Genomic DNA, 19185 nt, shown 5'->3' on the forward strand with positions numbered 1-19185 from the left:
CTGGAAAAGAAATTAATTCTTTTCCTTTTTCAGAATGTATGCTTTGAGTATGTAAAGGCCAATACCTATCACTGCCAGATTATAAAATGCTCTGACAAGGGGAACGTATTGTGATTTGAACCATGTGTAGATAACATCATTCACTATAAAATAGAACTGGAATGACGCAATGGCAATGATAATTCCCACCAGTAGCAGCATTCCTCCCCTGAAGTACTCCTCTTGTGTTCTTTCTTTCTTCTCTTTTTTCTTGTCAGCCGAAGTAAATGTCAATTTTTCCCCAGTTGTGTCCTTGATCTCCTTTTCTTCGTTCATTGCAATCTCCTCCTTGCTATGTATAGTGCTGAGATGAGGGCTATCGATGCCAATGTTCCTGTAAAGCCCGGACTTTCGGATTGCATATCTTCAGACTCGGGACTTTCTTCTGTCGGATAATCCCAGCCGTAGTCATCTTCGACTATAAAGTCAGTGGTGTCTATATTCTTATTTTGAACCAACTGGTCCCTGTCTATGGTCTTTTCAGGGTTCAGTTGTACATAGTCTTCACCGGTCTTGACAATGGTGTTGCCGTTCCATATACTGACCTCGACTACGTAATTGTAGTTGTCAGGAACAGTTAGATTTACAGATCTGATTATTGTCTCTTCAGGGTCTATCTCACCTATATTGATCCATTTTTTATCGGCGATGAGTCTGGCATCCATTTCCCTGGCTTTTACGAGTATCTTGTAGTCTCCGGTGGTTTCTGCCCCTTCGTTTTTCAGATAGATATCATTTTCAATGACGACACCCTTGGAGCTAACTCCCCTTACGATGAAATCAATTCCATCTATCTGGATTCCAGTTTCTTGCAGGTCCGTTGGCAGGTTCTCAATACCTGAAAGAATGACCTGTCTATTGTATGTGATCTTTTCGTCATGGATTATCGCTGCATTGATACGATAATTTCCATTTTTTGGAAGGTGGATCGTCTGGGTTATGATCTTTGTTTCATCTTTTTCCACTGATCCAATCTCTTTTTCCTGTTTTAGTTCAAGCAAGCCTGTTTGACTGTTGAATACTTTGATCATAATAGTAGAATTATTGCTGCTGTCTGATCCATAGTTCTCTATGTATGTTGTTACATTGAGCCAAGCATATGTGCTTTTGACACTATCTGCAGACATTTCAATATCAGTGATAATAAGCTTTGTTCCTTCATCAACCACATCAAAATCACGCAGGCATCCGCTGGATGCTGCGGAAAATAGAATGATGAGCAATATTAAAAAGGAACTTATTTTTAAACGCACATGTTTCATAGTATCCCTTCTTTTCAGAAGATGAGGTAACTATATAAACATTATTATGTGTTTTTTCGTTCCATTAATTTAATGTACAAAGTTTGGTGCAAAAGAGATTAGTCCGTACAGATGCACGGATTTTTTCCACATGTTGGACACTTGCCGGGATACTTCTCTAAAAAAGCGGTTTCAAGATCTATGTCGTAGAGGTTTGCAAGTGCGGCTATCCATGCAAAACAGTCGGCTAGCTCTTCCCTGATATTATCCATGTCCTCCCTGCGGATGGCTTCTGCAAGCTCGCCGATCTCTTCCACAAGCCAGAGGGTGGTTGCTGGTGCGCCTCTCCTTCTGTCGTTATGGGCGTAGAGATCGTACATTCTTTTCTGGAATTCTGAGATTTCCATGTCTTTCGCCTTCCTTAGAGCCTTACAGGAATGTCCTTTTCCCTGAGATATTTCTTGGTATCGTTAACAGTGTATTCACCAAAGTGGAATATACTTGCTGCCAGTGCTGCATCTGCTTTTCCTTTTGTGAATCCTTCGTACATATGTTCGGGGTTGCCTACGCCACCTGAGGCGATGATTGGTATCTCAAGATCATCAGAAAGTCTTTTTGTGATCGGGATGTCAAAACCGTCATAGGTTCCGTCCTTGTCCATGCTGGTGAGCAATATCTCTCCTGCACCGAGGTCTTCTACTTTTTTAGCCCATTGGACAGCATCTATTCCTGTTGGCTGCCTGCCGCCGTAGATGACCACTTCATACCATGCAGGGGTGCCGTCTTCAAGTTCAAGGATTGTCTTGTCAGGATGGTCCTTAACGTTTGTATTCCTCTTACAGTCGATGGCTGTGACGATGCACTGAGCACCGAAAATCCCGGATGCATCCTTTATAAGGTCCGGATTATTTATGGCGGCGGTGTTTATAGACACCTTGTCCGCACCTGCTCTGAGTATCTGGCGTATATCCTCGATGGAGTTGATCCCACCTCCAACGGTCAGTGGAATAAATACTTCATCGGCAGTCCTTTCGATAACCTTGACCATGGTTCCTCTTCCCTCATGGGATGCGGTTATGTCAAGAAAAACAAGTTCATCGGCACCCTGTTCATTGTATTGCTTGGCGAGTTCCACAGGATCCCCTGCTTTTCTCAGGTCTACGAATTCTATTCCCTTGACTACGGTTCCGCCTTCCTCATCAAGTGTAACATCAAGACATGGTATGATCCTTTTTGTGAGCATGTGTGATTTTGTCCCTTTCACTGAATTTGATTATTTATATCCCCCAGGCTCGCTGGCAGATGGTATCTTTAATAAGAAGATATCAAGTTTTTATTTAATACTTGTTGTGTCCTCATATTGAATGGTAATGATTAAGATATTATTCAGAGCTTCATGCAAGTAGAATAGATATGAAAAGGTGCATGTATTTCTCTGTAAATAGTAATTTGTATGTAGTTTCCGCCAAAAAAACGTTTCTTATAGCATATTCTCGTGTCTTGTATGTGAGCTCATTGGACTTTTTAAGTTTTTTTAGAATTTAAGTTTTGATAAGTTCGAGATTTTGTTCAAATATTTTTGAATAAATCCTAATAAGTCTGAGTTCTTCGCATGTTTTTTTGAGTTTATGTTCAAGCTCAAGGATATCATGTTCAAGGATTTTGATATAATCTAATTGTTGCTCTATTCTGGCATCCTTTTTCCTTATGCCAATGTGTTGCTTCTGGATGGTTACCTGTTTTCCTATTTCTTCCTCGTTTTTTTGTTTTAGTTCTGCAAGCTCATTATCTCGGGATTCGATTTCCTTCTCCCTGAAGGATAAGGTCTCATTAAGGTGCTTGACATATTCGCGTCTGCGCTCAATTTTTTCATTTTCAATCTCGTTGTCGATTTCATGGGATGCTATCTCATCTTTTTGCGCTGCAATCTTCTCGACCTTTCTATCAAGCCTGGTCTTGGTTTTTGTAAGTCTCTTTTGTCTTTTACTAACAGTTAATTCTTCTTCGTATTGGGAGCGAATTATCCTGTAATTTTCTGCTTTTCTTTTTTGAAGGGAATCATTATCCACTTCATATTTTTTCATCTGATATTCAAGTTCTCTTTCATTTTTTGAGAATTCCTCTCTTTTTCTCTCGTATTCCTTCTTTGCAAACTTCAGTTCATCGGTTTTGATAATAAGTTTTTCATATTCAAGGGAAATCAGTTTTTTTGCTTCACGGATTTTATGATATTCTTCGATAAGCAGTGATTCATCGGCTTTTATTTGCTCTTTTTTCAAAGCAATCTCAGCACGCTTTTTATCAACTTCATCAAGCTGACTGAAATATGTGGTTTTAATGTCTTCCAGATTCTGTAATTGATTCTGGTAAAATAGTTCTTCACTCATATTACGACTTGATCCTGATTTTTTATTATCCTGAAGTTTTAATATGTGTTTTGGTTTTGAATCTATGATACATGTCCGGTTCATAACAAATTGGTTTCAGAGATACCTATGTCGATAATAAAATACATTTATGTATCTATATAAAAGAATCATGTTCATACTTTTGAAAAATGAATACAAATCAGTCATTTTGATTAATTATTATGTACATTTAAAAAATAAATGTTTTTCAGAATAGGACTAAATATGGTTCAGTAAAACATCATAAAACTCACAAACATTTTAAATCGAGGCGCGTTCATGAATTCGCTAATAGTGTGGGGAGTGGGATTTAATAGCTATCTAAAAACGGGTTGTGCAAATCATAGCGCCTCAATAATCACCTTCTATATAGGTGTTGTCATATTATTTTGGGGCATATGTACCGCTAAAAAAATAACTATTTTTCTATTATTATCTAAAGCGCAAGCTATGTGGTAAGTGATTTAAAATGCACGTGCTCCTCTCTAATCAATTATGGTTGGTATGCGAGTTTCAGCCAAAGCCACACATTTTATGCATGTCACCGTGCCTTATTTGTCAGATTATTTAGCAAGTATTTATGTTTTGTTAAATTATTCTGTCACTTAGGTTAAGGGTGAAAGGAATGTGTGTTTGGTTTGAAATTAGGGGCTTGAGGTTTTTTTAAGTCAAAAATCAACTCGTGATGATTTTTAATCTAAAGTAAAATAATGGGATAAATTACATTTTTTGCAATCATTGCATTTTTAATCCAAAAAAGGCTTTTCTCCCTATTTCAAACCAACAACACCGCAATAACTCCAGCCAAAAACACACCGTCAAAAGTTCCTGCGCCGCCGATACTCACAACTGGAGCTCCCAGTTTGGTAATTGCGCGCATGTTCAGCAGGTCGGCGCCTATCAGGGTGCCCAGAGTGCCGCTGGTGTAGGCTATAGCGAAGATGAGTTCGTGCTGGACATTGGTTGTGTAGACGATGATGATGGAGCTCAGAGCTGCGGCTATTGGTGGGAGTAGTGCAGGGGAAACGATGCCCACGCCTCTGACCGGTCTGGCAACAGCTTTTGTGATCAGGGCAACGAACAGGGTGGCGTAGAGGGCGTAGATAACGGCATTGGGGAATAGGGTTAGCAGGTAGAAGGAGACAATGGTTGGGATGAGTGCTCCGCCTACGTTAATGGCTACGGTTGTCCTTGTGGTATGTGTCTTCCTGAATGGGACACGGTATGAGACTCCGAAGACCTTTATGTATCTCTGCTCCTCAATTGGGGTCTTAGACTCGATAGTTTTCAGGGGTATATTGATATTGCTTCCGATAAGTGAGGCAAGAAGCAGGATAAGTGCATCTTCCCATGAGAAACCTATCTTTGCAAAGGCACTGCTCACAAAACCGAAGAAAAGCACGGAAATACTGAAAGCAAGGATTAAAGTGAGTATCAGCGTAAAAATAAACGTAAAAGGATTATAAAATATCCGGTGCCTCATAGCATATTGTCCTTGTTAACAATATATAGAGGATTTCGATATTCCCTCATTTTAGATCATTAAAGTATTCAAACTCAATTATATCCTCTCATTTTTTATCATTTTGTTTAATTTCTCTTCATTAATCCTTATTTTTAGTATAGCTCCCGCTATCCTAAATTACTCCTTTGGTTTTTAGTGTCCTCAATTGATGCAGATTAAAACAAAAAGCTGTCATCAACATTTTTGCATTCACTCTTTCTACAGTTGTAACAAGAACCTTTCTGGTTTTAAATATTTCTTTTGTCACTGCATACACTCTTTCGCAAGGGACTCTTTTCACACTTATTCTTTCATTTCTGAGGATATCCATTATTCCTAAAGGATGTCCTCTTACAGCTCGTTGCATTGTTGCTGCAAAACCTTTTGCTATTGCTCCAAAATATCCTTTATCTCTATACACCACTTCACCCTTTTCAGACAGATCAACCTGTGAATCGTGAAGTGATGCAGTTGTTGTCTCAAATCTTCTGATTAGTTCATAATCCTTATCAATAATTGTATGAAGTTTGTATCCAAAGTGAGATTTACCATTTTTCTTAGTCCAGGTTCCATCTTTGCTTCTTCTTGTTTTCGCATCTTTTCCTCTGAGTACATCTGCTTTTGCATGTCCTGGATCTGAGTGAATAAAAGTTGCATCCTGGATCATTCCTTTTTTAATCTTCAAACCAAGAGCATCAAGCTGATTCTGCATTTCATCCCACACCGCTTTTTCTTTACCATTGTCGATAATTCTCTTCCTGAATGACCAGACAGTTGTACTGTCTGGTACATATTCAGGAAATCCCAGGAATTTCCTAAAGGATATCCTGTCAATACACTGCTTTTCAAGCTCAGCATCAGAAAGACCATGCCATTGTTGCAGAACAAGCATCTTGAACATTACAATAACATCAGCTTCAGGCCGTCCGCCTGAAGCTGTTCTGTTTATGTACATTGACTCCAGAATAGGGCGAAAAGGCTTCCAATCTACTAAATATTCAATTTCAGCAAGCTTATCTCCGACAGATTGGAGACGCTTATATTCTTCATTTAAGGCAAAATCAGTAAAAGAATCCATAATAGTAAATTTGCTTTGCTATTATTTAAATTTTATTAAATTGTATGGGTATTGATGGTAGTTTATCGAAATCCTCTATACTTTTTTGGGTAAGGCGGGTCTAAACAATTCCCGTAATTGCCTTAGATCCCTGGAAATTTTCCTTAGAGATGGAATCGTCGTTAAAAACATCCTCGTTTATCATAATGACTGCATCATTTCTCAGGGCAATAGCAATACAATCACTTGGCCTTGCATCAAACTCCATGCTAACGCCGTCCACTTTCAGCGTTATCCTGGCATAGTAGATATTATCGACCTTCTCATCAATCAGTACTCTATCAACCTTTGCACCCAGTCTTTCAAGTATAGACACGATAAGATCATGCGTCATAGGTCTTGGCATGGTCTCGTTCTTCATCACTGAATTAATTGACAGCGCTTCTGACTGGCCTATATGTATTGGCATAAGGAGGCCATCTTCATCTTCAAGCATAAGAGCAGGAACAGCCTTCCCGAAGATGTTGATCATGAACACCCCTTTAACAGTAACTTTTTTTATATTATTCTCAGAGTTCATTGACACCGGCCTTTTCCTTCTTTCTTTTTAGTTTATAAGATGCACAGCTGCTTTATCAGTATCATTACTTAACTCTTTCTTTTTTACCAAACCCACCTGCTCCGGGGGTCTCCACCACAAACAAGTCTCCTTTTCTCATATCAACAAGAGCTCTTCCTCCAAGTTCCTCAATATCTCCGTCCATATCTTCATTTCCACCTGCCCGCAAAACATAGTTGTGCCCGACCTTCCCATTCTCTCCGCCATTCAAACCCGCCGGAGGGAATTTCCTGTGGCTCGAAATGACGGCCGCTCTCATTGGTCTGAGGAACCGTATCTTCCGAACAACTCCGCACCCTCCGTTATATTCTCCTTCACCACCACTGCCTTCCCTGACAGAGAACTCCTCAAGCCTCACAGGGAATCTCCATTCCAGCACCTCCGGGTCGGTAATCCTGGAATTGGTCATATGGGTCTGTACAGCGTCAGTGCCATCAAATCCATTTCCTGCTCCAGAACCACCGCAAATGGTCTCGTAATACTGGAATTCATCATCTCCAAAAGTGAAATTGTTCATGGTGCCCTGTGATCCTGCCATCACTCCAAGCGCCCCGAAAAGCGCATCAACGATATACTGAGAAGTCTCAACATTCCCCGCCACCACAGCTGCAGGGTATTCAGGGTTCAGTATGCTCTTTTCAGGGATACTTATCTCAAGAGGACGCAGGCAGCCTTCATTAAGTGGAATATCCTTCTCCACCAGTGACCTGAACACATAAAGCACCGCAGCCTTACACACAGCCACCGGAGCATTCAAATTTCCAGGATGCTGCCCGGAAGTTCCGGCAAAGTCGATGTGTGCTGCTCTCTTCTTGTGGTCAATACTGACCTTCACGTGTATAGCCGTCCCATCATCAAAGGAAAGTGAGAAATTCCCGTTCTTCAGTACTTCGATAACTCTTCTCACAGATTCTTCGGCATTGTCCATGACATGTCTCGTGTATGCCTGCACCGTTTCCATAGAAAAGTGCTCCACAAGCTTTTCCAGTTCCCTGACTCCTTTCTCATTAGCAGCTACCTGTGCCTTCAGATCCGCAATATTCTGGAAAGGATTACGTGCCGGGTATTTGCCGGAAAGCAACCATTCTTGGACCTCATCTTCAAGGAACTTTCCACAGGATACGATTATCTGTCCTTTTGTCAGCACTCCTTCCTCCTCTATGTGCCTGCTCTCAGGTGGTATGGACCCCGGAGTCACTCCACCAATATCAGCATGATGTCCTCTGGAAGCCACAAAGAATGCAAGCTCATTTTCATGAAACACAGGGGTAATAACTGTAATGTCAGGTAGATGCGTCCCGCCTTCAAAGGGAGAATTGAGCATGAAAACATCTCCTGATTTCATATCAGGGAACTTCCTGAAAATCGATTTGACACTCTCACCCATGGAACCGAGATGGACAGGTATATGAGGCGCGTTGGCTATGAGATTTCCCTCCCCATCAAAAAGCGCACATGAAAAGTCAAGCCTTTCTTTGATATTGACTGAATAAGATGTATTCTGGAGTGTGTACCCCATCTGCTGTGCAATGGACATGAATCTGTTATTGAATATCTCAAGCATCACAGGCTCAGCTTCAGTACCAATCGACTCCCTCTTTGGCAGAGCACTCACTCTTTCAAGCACCAGTTCCTGGTTCTCTGTAAGCTCAGCCTCCCAGCCCGGTTCGATTACAACAGTAGTATTTGTTTCCACAATAATGGAAGGTCCTTTAATTTTAGTTTCTGACACAAGTTTTTCTCTTCTGTAAATAGGCGTTTTATGTGGTTCGCCGCAAGTGTACATAATCATATCAGGCAACCTGTCTCCCTCTTCTGAAGCAACATTGGGGATGGTGGATTTCCGCATAGTTTCCCCTGAACCGATTATCTCTGTGGAAACCGCTTCTATAACCAGTTCCTTGTTATCCATGATAAAGCCGAAACGGTTCTTATGCTCATTCTCAAAAGACCTTTTAATCTTTTTTTCATTATCAAGGTCAACAATAATGGAAGTCCCAGCATCACGGTATTTGACATGGACTTTATGCAGTGCACTGATGTCATCCTCCGAAACACCCTGAATCCGCATTTCTTCCTTGCCGCTCATTTCCATTTCAGTGGCAATGCCCCGGAGTTCTGCTATAAGTTTTCTCTCAAGCTTTTTCTCTACAGCATGCTCTTTCATAATACGCTGGTCTGCAAGTCCCATTCCGTATGCGGAAAGCACTCCTGCAAACGGGTGTATCAGTATTTTCTTAATATTCAGTGCATCCGCAACACCACATGCATGCTGGGCACCTGCTCCGCCAAAGCAGCAAAGGACGTAATCCTTTGTGTCATACCCGCGCTGGATTGATATTTTTTTGATAGCGTTTGCCATATTTTCAATGGCTATTTTCAAAAAACCTTCAGCCACCTGCTCAGCACTGTGTTCCTCTCCTGTAAATGAACTGACATCTTCTGCAAGGGCTGAAAATTTATCTATCACAACATCAGAATTAAGTGGCATGTCTGCACTGTGGCCGAATACATGTGGGAAATGTTGTGGGTCTATCTTGCCAAGCATCAGGTTACAATCGGTAATTGTGAGTGGACCTCCCTTGCGATAACATGCAGGCCCCGGCTCGGAACCTGCAGAATCCGGCCCGACCGTGAATCTTCCGGCATCGAAATGAAGTATTGATCCTCCACCTGCTGCCACGGTGTGAATATAGAGCATTGGAGAGCGCAGGTGAACTCCGGCAATCTCCGTTTCAAAACTTCTCTCATATTCTCCGTTGTAATGGGCCACATCTGTGGAAGTTCCACCCATGTCGAAAGTGACCACTTTCTCAAAACCTGCCATGCCGGATGTTTCCACAGCTCCTACAATTCCGCCGGCAGGTCCGGACAGAATGCAGTCCTTGCCCCTGAATTGAGTAGCTTCGATCAGTCCGCCGTTGGACTGCATGAACATGAGTTTGGTATTGTCTCCTCCAGTTTCAAGGGTGCTTGCTATCATGTCGATATATCTTCGTAGCACAGGGGAAAGGTAAGCATCCACAACAGTTGTTTCCCCGCTGCTTATGAGTTTCATAAGAGGGCTCACTTCGTGTGAAAGTGATATCTGCGTAAAACCGATTTCCTTTGCAATCTCCTTAAGCTGCAGCTCATGTTCCGGGTAACGATATGCATGCATCAGTACAATGGCAATCGAACGAATTCCCTGAGAATATATTCTCTCTAGTTCCCTGCACGAGTTCTCCGTATCAAGGCTAATCAACTCCTCACCTGATGCATTGTAACGTTCCTTAACCTCGATGATCTTGTCATAGAGCAGCTCCGGTAGTTCTATCTTCAAAGCGAAGATATCAGGTCTGTTCTGGTATCCAATTCTCAAAGCATCCATGAAACCTTCTGTGATTACCAGTGCAGTAGTTTCTCCCTTTCGTTCAAGCAATGCATTCGTCCCAACAGTTGTTCCCATCTTGATGGATGATATCATTTCCGTTGGCAGGTTGGACTTTGGGTCTATCCTGAGTATGGTCCTTATTCCATGCATTGCAGCATCTGTATAGTGTTCCGGGTCTACTGACAGTAGTTTGTGTGCAAGCAACTGTCCATCAGGTTTCCGGGCAACAATATCTGTGAATGTGCCGCCTCTGTCTATCCAGAATTGCCAGTTTTCTTTTTTTGAGGACATCGTTCTTTCATACCATAATCTGATTATTATAAAATATGCTCTGCTAAATAAGCATAAAATATTAAAAATGTTTTTGCGGTAAAAATGAATTATCTATGGCTTGTGAATAGATTGTAACCGTGGTCACCAACAAGTGGTACGAATATCACTCCGCCTCTGTTTTCCTTTGTAATTTCACCATTCATGGATTTCCTGACAAGGTATAGGTTTTGGTAGGTATCACCTTCAGGCAGGACCATGATACCGCCGGGGTTTAGCTGCTCCAAAAGAGGTTTTGGCGTTTCAGGTGCTGATGCAGTTACACATATCCTGTTATAGGGTGCATGCTCAGGATAGCCCAGCGAACCATCGGCCAGTATAACTTCCACATTGGAATATCCGGCTCTTTCCAGATTCTCCCTTGCAAATCTGGCTAGCGGTTCACGACGCTCAATAGAATAGACTTGTCCATTTTTACCAATTATCTCCGCCATGACTGCTGCATTGTAACCTGAGCCTGCACCGATCTCAAGTATTGTCTGCCCTTCCTGAAGCTCAAGAAGGTCACACATCATGGCAACCATGTGGGGTGCTGATATTGTCTGCGCGTGTCCTATGGGTAATGGACTGTCAACATAGGCACGTGATACATGTATAGAAGGTACAAAATGATGTCTTGGTACCTTCTTCATCGCTCTTAGAGTTCTTTCACTGGTTCCTTGTTTTTTGAGAGATTTTACCAGGAGCGACCTTTCCCTTTCATACTCCATGCAGTTTTTCCTTCTCCCCAGTTCGGTCTCACAATTTCTTCTGCAAATATCCTTTTAATGAACTTTGCCTCAACTGCCATGCCGGTACTAGATTCAAGACTACTGTCTCTTATTTTTATCTTCTTGATCCTCACTTTAGTCTTGTCAACGATTTCCTCTTTACCGATAATGAATTCGTATCCTCCGGGTACTCTTTTTATAAGAGCTTCTGTGCTTTTTCCCCGGTGGATGGCGATTTTAACAGCAACTTCATCGATAGCCCTGCCCCATATCGTACTTATCTCTGCGGCATTTGCTTTTTCCAGTCTTTTATCTCCTGACTCGATGGAAGTTATCAGGACCGGAAATACTTCATCAGATTCTCCGTCATCGACAATTATCTCATCATCGATGTTGACATCTTCTTCTGATGTCATTTTGGTCATCTGTGTAAAAGATTTATCGCCTTTACTGATTATTACTTTTATGTTGAATGTCTTTGGTTTTTCAAATTTGGTTGGGTGGACATTCCCGCATTCCTGACACTGTACAACCATATTCTGACCGGATTTCAAAACATCATGCAGCACACTCATTTTAGGTGAGCATGATGGGCATACTACTTCAACTTCATCGTTCATATTCTCAATGATGTTATTGTCTGGAATATGTAAATAATTAACTGCATAGTATGTTGTTTTAGTGTTGTTTCATGATACTGCGAATATAATTTTTCCTGTTTTGAATTTGTCTTGATTATCTATTTTTTTAGCATTATTCGATTGTTCGAACTTTGTATTAATCTTCGATGCCTGTACCAGAATCGTTAATATGAGACAGCACTACTTTTAATTTGATAACTTTTTGTCTGTCCGGCGGAGAAAAATGGAGGCTTAAAATGAAACGCAAAATGATTAGAAATATCGTGGTGCTTTTTTTGGGAGTGGTACTTGTAATGGTATCCGGGTGTACTGATACCTCGTACTCTGAAGATGCATCTGAAGAAGGATTGGAAGATCCTTATAATCCTGTAATAGACCCTGCAAACTTCGTAGAAGAAATAGATAATCAGTATCTACCTCTGAAACCAGGTACAACCTTTGTGTATGAAGGAGAGACTGAGGAAGGCACTGAAAGAAATGTGGTTTTTGTCAGCCCGCAGAAAAAAGTGGTTATGGGTGTTACTACAACTGTTGTAGAAGACAGGGTGTGGGAAAATGGTGAACTGGTGGAAGAGACATATGACTGGTTTGTGCAGGACAAAGATGGAAATGTCTGGTATTTTGGTGAAGATTCCAATGATTATGAAGACGGTGAAATTGTTAGCACAGCAGGTTCATGGGAAGCAGGTGTTGACGGTGCAGAACCTGGAATCATTATGAAAGCAAATCCACAGGTAGGCGATGACTATCAGCAGGAGTACTATGAAGGTGAGGCAGAGGACATGGCTGAAGTATTGAGTCTTGATGAATCTGTTTCAGTAGAATATGGTTCATTTGATAACTGTCTGCAGACAAAGGAATGGACGCCACTTGAACCGGGAATCGAGGAGCACAAGTACTATGCCAGCGGTGTTGGATTGCTTTTGGAAGTCGCCGTAACAGAAGGTGATGAGAGGCTGGAACTTGTAGAGATAAGAACTGAGTGAAAGGAAGACAATTGTCTTTCTTTTTATTTTTATCAGGAGGTGACATTCTTATATGGAAATTGACAATTTGATAGTTCTACTATCAAGTATATTGGCAGTGACGCTCTTCTCAATATCTTTTGCTGCATACCTGAGAGAAAGAAGAAGGAAACTGTTGATGGTTGCTGCGGCATTTTTCACTTATTTTCTAATGGGCTTCCTGGATTCAACGGAGTCATTTTTCCCGGCAATGGGGGATAGTTTTGAGATATGGAGTAGTATTCTGAACTTTATTGTATTGCTGTTGTTCTTCTTTGCCATGCTGACAAAAGAGTAGGGTTGAAATGGAATTTGAGCTCGATACCCGAAAAAGGATATTCGAAATGATTCAGAGTTCGCCTGGAATCCACATGCGTGAGCTTGAAAGAACTCTTGATATTGCAGTTGGAAATCTACAGTATCATCTTCATTACATGGAAAAGAAAAACCTTATCTCAACACATAAAGACGAACAATTTGTACGCTATTTTGTCAAAAACAAAGAACTGGATGCTGATGACCGGAAAGTCATGTCTTTTTTGAGGAAAAAAGCTTGCAGCCATATTCTTGTAACTCTAATGGAGGCACCTGGCATGAACAATAAGGACCTATCTTCAGCTATCGGTCTTTCTCCTTCCACGGTTTCCTGGCATCTTAACAAACTTGTAGCATCCGGGATTGTGCAGAAAACCGTTTGTGGCAGGGAAAGCAAGTTTAAGGTCATGTGTCCTGAGAAAGTTGCGGAGCTTATCATCACATATAATGCAAGTTTCTTTGACAAACTGCTTGACAACTTCATTGAAATGTGGGAACTGAAAAGTAAAAAGAGTGAATGATCAAACGCATGTGATATGTTTTTACTTCTATTTCTCACTTGCAGCATGCGCTGCAATGAATTCCCTGAGAAGTTTCGTTCCAAGCAGTGCGCTTATTCCGTTGTCGTATTCAGGGGTTATCTCAACAACGTCAAAACCAACTGACACTGGTGCGAATGCACGTATTATCTCACGCACATCGATGTCTGTAAGTCCGAATGGTTCGGGAGTTCCAAGACCGGGTGCGTATGCGGGGTCAAGGGCATCCATATCCAGGGAAAGATAGATCTTTTTACAACCAAGATATTCTTTTACCTCAGAAATGACCTGTTTTATTCCCATTTCCCTTACATCATCTGAAGTATAGTATTTGATGCCGTTCTCTTTTGCAAATACCCACTCTTCCTTTGGTCCGCTGCGAACTCCTATTGTTACATAGGTGTCTGTAATATCATCCAGTACATGTCTGGAAACGCATGCATGGCTGTTTTTGATACCTCCGTATTCTTCCCGAAGGTCGAAATGGGCATCCATTACAACAAAACCAATATCTTGTCCGGCTTCCTCTGCGCATGCCTTCACGCATGGGTACGTAAGTGAGTGCTCGCCACCAAGCATGATGGGTATTTTTCGGTCCCTTGCAATTGGCTTAACAGCAAGGTAGAGCTCTTCGAGTGTCTCATCAACGGATGAATAAGGCTCAAGGTTTCCTGCATCATGTATGAACAGGTCATCAAAATCAATATCAAAATGATCGTTATAAGTTTCAAAATTTGCTGAAGCTTTTCTCATGGCATCAGGGGCCCAGCGACTTCCTGACCTGTATGAAGAAGTAGCATCAAAAGGAATACCAAATATCACATACCTTGCAGAATCATAATCTGACAGTGCATCCATCATATTGGGTTTGTAGAACATGACTGTAATAATTGAAAAGAAGAAAAAAGTGATCAGAGATATAATTATCTCAGATCGAACTTCATTTTACCCATTGCGGTCAGGTAGGATACTTCTTCGCCCTCAATGATCCTTTCCTTGTACTCATCAGGGATCTTCATCTCAAATGTTGAGAAATCGCCCATGTCCATGAGCTGTGCAACGCCACCGGAAATGGAAAGTACCTGTGCGTTCTTTCTTTCTACTATTGGAACGTAGGTCTTATCTGAAACAGGACCTATGATTGATCTCTTTTGTTTGTCAAAGAGGCCCATGACATCGATTCTTGCTTTTGCTGAACCGTGTTTCCCTGGCTTTGACTTGGTAATGCTTTTGATGACACAGGGTTCATCGTCAACGATGACGTACTTACCCTCTTTAAGTTCTTTAACCTCGACTTGTATTTTCACTTAAAATCCTCCATAATTGTAATAATAATTTATGAGCTTAAACGGTATATTGGTATAATTCTTAATGCTATATATGAACTTAACCTTTGATTCTGCATAAATTGAGGGAAATAATGGCAAATACGTAAAAAAGATGAACATATTTTGTTCTTTTTTTGTCATCTGCCTCTGACAATGTTAAGTTCGCTCAGTTTTTCCTCTTCCGGTATGCCAGCATCATCCCATCCTCTGAAGTGATAGTAATCTGAGATTGATTCTTCAAATTCTTCCCGGTCTATTCCGTCCTTTGCAAAGAATCTTTCAGGAAGGATGTCATCCTTTGTGGAAAATCCTGCCTTCAAATTGAACAGTCTTTCAAGGTTGTAGATTCTCTCTCCAGCAAGTAGCATTTCCTCTGCAGAATATTTTTTTCCGGTAACATGACTGAGCAGTGCAGCAAGTTCAACCTCTCCGATGGCAAGCATGGAGAAAGGACACATAACCAGTGAATCAATTGCCGCTGTGAGGTTCTGGAAATGCTGCACAAGAGCAGCCTTACCGTTAAATGAATTTCTGTCAAGCAACACCGGCTTTCCCATTATCTCGGGAGCTGCCATAAAAGCGCTAAGATGAGATCCTCCGGTGTTGGATGTTGCGTAGGCTATGGCCATACCTGCCATTTCTCTGGGGTCGTATCCAGGAAGTTCAAGTCCCTTGACTGCGGTGCTGTATTCCTCTTTTTCCACAGAACACAAATATGCTTGTGAGCCCTTGCAGACATCATGTCTTCCATTTCCTATTTCCAGTATGAGTCCTTTTAATTCATCCATTTTCATCCATAGATTTACTTCCATGTATGCTGCAATGGATGCACTACAGGAGATCGGGTCCAGCCCGTAATCAAAACAGAGGCTGTCCATTTCTCTTATAATTTCCATGTCATCGTTACCAATATTTGGTCCGAAAGCCCATATGGAATCATAATCAGGTACCGGTTGGCCATCTTCTGAAGTTCTCCTGCAGCTAACAGGACATGCATAACAGGGTGCCTGGAGCATTTTGTATTTTTTGTTGATGACTTCGCCTGAGAGTTTCTCTGCACCGGAGAAATTCTTTTTTCCGAAATTGTGTGCGGGAAGAATTCCCATGTAGTCAAAAAGGTCAGTAAATGCGGAACTTCCATATTTTTGAAGGCCTTTGGAAGCCGGTGGATTTGCCACAAGCAATTTATTTGTTTTTTCGACAACTTCTTCAAAGGCAACAGGCTCTGCTATCTGGACAACGTTGGTTCCCTTTACAACTATTGCCTTGAGGTTTTTTGAGCCTGCCACGGCACCATGCCCGCCACGTCCACTGGAGTACATGCGGTCGTTGATGATATTTGCCATACTGACAAGTTTCTCTCCTGCTTTTCCTATGCATGCAACCTTACCTTTCATTTCAAGCAATGCAGTGGTCTCTGCGGTATTTTTTCCCAAGAGATGCCCGGCAGGTAGTATTTCAACTTCCTCATCATAAATATTGAGATAAACAGGTCTTTCAGCTTTTCCTTTTATTACAAGGGCATCGATGCCTGCAAATTTTAGCTCGGCGCCAAAGTGTCCTCCGCCATTGGAGCTGAAGATCGTGGATGTAAGTGGAGATTTGCATGTGACAGTGAAGTGTCCCGACATAGGGCTTGAAGTCCCTGTAAGTGGTCCGGTAGTAAAAATAAGAGGATTATCAGGACTGAAAGGGTCAAGTTCAGCATCTGCAAACTCTTCCATCAACCTGCAACCGAGCCCACGTCCGCCGATGAACTGTTCAACATATGACTTCTTCGTTTTCGTTTCTGCGACCGAGTTGTTCCCCAGGTCCACGATTACTGTTCTTCCTGTCCATCCAAACATTTTCTTCACCAGAAGTTATTTTCTTCTACACTTTTAATATAAACTTTCTTTTTCTTTATAATCATCTTCCATCTTTAGCATCTTCTTCTTCAGCTCAACCTTTTCGCCGCAGGTCTCTCCACAAAAACCGCCTATTCCTGAAGATGATACTACACGGTGACAGGGTATGATTATAGGATATGGATTTTTGGCAACTGCACCACCAACAGCCCTGGCAGCACCTTCGTTTCCGATTCTGCAGGCAAGTTCCTGATAAGTTACTGTTTCGCCATAAGGTATCTTTCTTACTTCCTCCAGGACCTTGCGCTGGAATTCCGTAAGTTCATAGAGGTCAAGCTCATAATCTGAGAAGTCGATATTTTCGCCACCAAAATACCTCAATATTGCCTGGAATACTGTTTTATCTCTCATTTTTGTCATTGGTGAAAACCTCCTTCTCGAGCTCTTTTCTCTTTTTCTTGTAGTGAAGCCATCCGGTTCCGTGGTATGAGACTACAAGAATGGCGATAATTACCATCAGCAGAAGCAGAGGCCATGTGGAATGGAGTAGCAGAGGGTTGACATCCTGCTTGATGTCATAGGTAGGGAACATGATATCATTTCTATCATTACTGTGCCCAAGTCCAAGTGCGTGGCCCAGTTCATGTGTTGCTATATCTTTCATGGTGCTGTCTCCGTATTGGACCCATGAATATCCTTTGTAATTTCCGGTTTCCAGTACGATATCAGCACGCTCAAACTTGCCATTCACCACATATGGTCTTGTAAACCCGGCAACACCATTCTCAACCCCTGCATCCTTTTCGAGATTCTCTACCCACATTATCAGTATATCAGCATTGTCAACATCAACGATCTCAAAAACAGGCTGGTAGTCCAGCTGTCCGTTTCCACCGCTTTCCCAGTATTCCAATGCATTCTCCACATCTGTCCTGTAACTTGGGCTGTAATGCTCAGGAATCTCGCTGTCGTCAATATAAACGGTGATTGGACTGTGATTCCAAGGATCAGGGTTCAATATAACTATCTCTGTATCCGAATTGTTAAAACTCTCTGAGACAAAAGCCAGTGCAATAAATATTATCAGGACAATTATTATCCGGTTCATTTTCGTCATGGCAGTTATCCTGAAAATTGTTGCTGCTTGCATATTAGTCATTTGGCACTTTTCCTGCCTGATCTGGAAGTCTATAAGCAAACGTATATTTGATAAATACAATCAGAATCTATGAAAAAACGTGTTGCTGTTGTCTTCGATAGTGCCGGGACACTGTTGCATATGTATCGTGTTGCAAAGGAAATGAGCACCGGTTCTATTCTTGAAGATATACAGACCACACTTCTTGTGGCTGAGAAGGCCAATCAGGCACTTGTCGTTATACGCACATGCTTTGATGATATCAGACGGTGTGATCCTGATATGGAGCTGCATGATTTTATTGACCAATATGATATCGACCTTGGTATAAGTTGCTCAAGCAGTCCTTTCAGGCTGGATGATGTATACGGTATAATAAAGGAGAACCAAACGAAGGTAAGTGATCTTAGTGATGTGGTCTCTCTTGTAAAAGGTCGTTGTCCAAATGTGTTTTACATTGCAGCAGGGCTTATTGTGGATTCTCGGGAAAATCTGGTACCTTATGTTCTTAGCACTGGTGGGCAGATGTATTCCAAAACATCTGTGGCAATCAAACTCCTGAAGGAACTTGGTACTGATATTTACATCGCTTCGGGGGACGATGCGCAGAACCTCAAAGGACTTGCCTCATCTCTGGATATTCCCATGCGGGATGTTTTTGCAGTTGCCACAACGCACGACAAAGAAACAATTGTTGAAAATCTTAAGATAAACTATGATTTTGTAGTTATGGTGGGGGATGGAATGAATGATATTCTTGCTTTAAAGGCAGCTGATGTGGGTATTCTCTCATTACAACAAGGAGATGAAAGGCCGCCGGTCCTTGTGGATGCAGCGGATATTATCATAGGCAATATAATCGATGTGGTTGACATTGTAAAAAACATGGGCGGGCATGCAACATTATAAAATCAATATCCGTTTCCGGTTTTTAGAAGTTAACAGTGCAAAATAGATGCGTTACGTTTATGTATTGAGTTCAATAATCCAACAGTAATTCTTTAAAAAAGATCACTAAAAACTTGTTCTCGGGTCTGCATGGGTTTCAATTGATCTAGTTTTGTATGTAATCTACAAAACCGTTAAGTAATT

The 19185-nt window shown here is 41.5% G+C and carries 20 protein-coding genes; 4 read left to right on the top strand and 16 right to left on the bottom strand.

The annotated features are described in order from the left end of the window. Positions 1–12: 12 nt before the first annotated feature. The 11 genes from WN948_RS08940 to WN948_RS08990 form a co-directional block, all read right to left on the bottom strand. Positions 13–315: a hypothetical protein gene (locus tag WN948_RS08940; RefSeq protein ID WP_342303864.1), complete on the bottom strand. Its 303-nt coding sequence runs from the start codon at positions 313–315 to the stop codon at positions 13–15. Continuing rightward, on the bottom strand, positions 312–1301 hold the full coding sequence (locus tag WN948_RS08945; protein WP_342303865.1) for a PGF-CTERM sorting domain-containing protein: 990 nt from the start codon (positions 1299–1301) through the stop codon (positions 312–314). Before WN948_RS08945 ends, WN948_RS08940 begins: the two co-directional genes overlap by 4 nt. A 98-nt stretch (positions 1302–1399) precedes the next feature. Beyond that, a complete protein-coding gene (locus WN948_RS08950) occupies positions 1400–1687 on the bottom strand; it encodes a MazG nucleotide pyrophosphohydrolase domain-containing protein (protein WP_342303866.1) in 288 nt (95 codons plus the stop codon). A 14-nt stretch (positions 1688–1701) separates the two neighbouring features. Next, positions 1702–2523, bottom strand: a complete 822-nt coding sequence (gene hisF, locus WN948_RS08955) for an imidazole glycerol phosphate synthase subunit HisF (protein WP_342303867.1) — start codon at positions 2521–2523, stop codon at positions 1702–1704. A 298-nt stretch (positions 2524–2821) separates the two neighbouring features. Next, positions 2822–3667, bottom strand: coding sequence for a hypothetical protein (locus WN948_RS08960; RefSeq protein ID WP_342303868.1), 846 nt, complete (start codon positions 3665–3667; stop codon positions 2822–2824). 796 nt (positions 3668–4463) lie between these two features. Next, positions 4464–5171, bottom strand: a complete 708-nt coding sequence (locus WN948_RS08965) for a DUF1614 domain-containing protein (RefSeq protein ID WP_342303869.1) — start codon at positions 5169–5171, stop codon at positions 4464–4466. A gap of 154 nt (positions 5172–5325) precedes the next feature. Beyond that, entirely contained in the window at positions 5326–6270 is a 945-nt protein-coding gene (locus WN948_RS08970) for an IS5 family transposase (RefSeq protein WP_342303665.1), read from the bottom strand. Positions 6271–6370: 100 nt separating this feature from the next. After that, on the bottom strand, positions 6371–6781 hold the full coding sequence (locus WN948_RS08975; protein WP_342303870.1) for a bifunctional nuclease family protein: 411 nt from the start codon (positions 6779–6781) through the stop codon (positions 6371–6373). Positions 6782–6893: 112 nt separating this feature from the next. After that, on the bottom strand, positions 6894–10532 hold the full coding sequence (locus WN948_RS08980; RefSeq protein ID WP_342303871.1) for a hydantoinase B/oxoprolinase family protein: 3639 nt from the start codon (positions 10530–10532) through the stop codon (positions 6894–6896). 89 nt (positions 10533–10621) lie between these two features. Next, positions 10622–11281: a protein-L-isoaspartate O-methyltransferase gene (locus tag WN948_RS08985; protein WP_342303872.1), complete on the bottom strand. Its 660-nt coding sequence runs from the start codon at positions 11279–11281 to the stop codon at positions 10622–10624. Next, a complete protein-coding gene (locus WN948_RS08990; protein WP_342303873.1) occupies positions 11248–11901 on the bottom strand; it encodes an HVO_0476 family zinc finger protein in 654 nt (217 codons plus the stop codon). The genes WN948_RS08985 and WN948_RS08990 overlap by 34 nt, the downstream gene beginning before the upstream one ends. 257 nt (positions 11902–12158) lie before the next feature. Here WN948_RS08990 and WN948_RS08995 point away from each other — a divergent pair, with 257 nt between their 5' ends. Genes WN948_RS08995 through WN948_RS09005 form a run of 3 tightly spaced genes read left to right on the top strand, consistent with a single transcriptional unit; the run spans position 12159 to position 13762 of the window. Further along, the gene (locus WN948_RS08995; protein WP_342303874.1) at positions 12159–12908 is read left to right on the top strand and encodes a hypothetical protein; all 750 of its coding nucleotides are present in this window, start codon (positions 12159–12161) and stop codon (positions 12906–12908) included. Positions 12909–12960: 52 nt separating this feature from the next. Beyond that, complete coding sequence (locus WN948_RS09000; RefSeq protein ID WP_342303875.1) at positions 12961–13224, top strand: hypothetical protein; 264 nt, start codon at positions 12961–12963, stop codon at positions 13222–13224. 7 nt (positions 13225–13231) lie between these two features. Further along, positions 13232–13762 carry a winged helix-turn-helix transcriptional regulator gene (locus tag WN948_RS09005; RefSeq protein WP_342303876.1) on the top strand — a complete coding sequence of 177 codons (531 nt, stop codon included), beginning with the start codon at positions 13232–13234 and terminating at the stop codon, positions 13760–13762. A gap of 27 nt (positions 13763–13789) precedes the next feature. Here WN948_RS09005 and speB read toward each other — a convergent pair whose 3' ends face one another. The 5 genes from speB to WN948_RS09030 form a co-directional block, all read right to left on the bottom strand. Continuing rightward, positions 13790–14659, bottom strand: coding sequence for an agmatinase (speB, locus tag WN948_RS09010; RefSeq protein ID WP_342303877.1), 870 nt, complete (start codon positions 14657–14659; stop codon positions 13790–13792). Between the two features lie 44 nt (positions 14660–14703). Continuing rightward, the gene (locus WN948_RS09015; protein ID WP_342303878.1) at positions 14704–15087 is read right to left on the bottom strand and encodes a translation initiation factor IF-5A; all 384 of its coding nucleotides are present in this window, start codon (positions 15085–15087) and stop codon (positions 14704–14706) included. 158 nt (positions 15088–15245) lie between these two features. Beyond that, entirely contained in the window at positions 15246–16955 is a 1710-nt protein-coding gene (locus WN948_RS09020; RefSeq protein ID WP_342303879.1) for an aldehyde ferredoxin oxidoreductase family protein, read from the bottom strand. 33 nt (positions 16956–16988) lie between these two features. After that, entirely contained in the window at positions 16989–17375 is a 387-nt protein-coding gene (locus WN948_RS09025; protein WP_342303880.1) for a methylated-DNA--[protein]-cysteine S-methyltransferase, read from the bottom strand. Then, positions 17356–18114 (bottom strand): matrixin family metalloprotease, encoded by a 759-nt coding sequence (locus tag WN948_RS09030; protein ID WP_342303882.1) that lies wholly within the window; start codon positions 18112–18114, stop codon positions 17356–17358. Before WN948_RS09030 ends, WN948_RS09025 begins: the two co-directional genes overlap by 20 nt. A gap of 69 nt (positions 18115–18183) precedes the next feature. Here WN948_RS09030 and WN948_RS09035 point away from each other — a divergent pair, with 69 nt between their 5' ends. After that, positions 18184–19002 carry an HAD family hydrolase gene (locus WN948_RS09035; protein WP_342303883.1) on the top strand — a complete coding sequence of 273 codons (819 nt, stop codon included), beginning with the start codon at positions 18184–18186 and terminating at the stop codon, positions 19000–19002. Positions 19003–19185: the final 183 nt, after the last annotated feature.

The organism is Methanolobus sp. ZRKC5, from assembly GCF_038446525.1.
GTDB lineage: Archaea > Halobacteriota > Methanosarcinia > Methanosarcinales > Methanosarcinaceae > Methanolobus.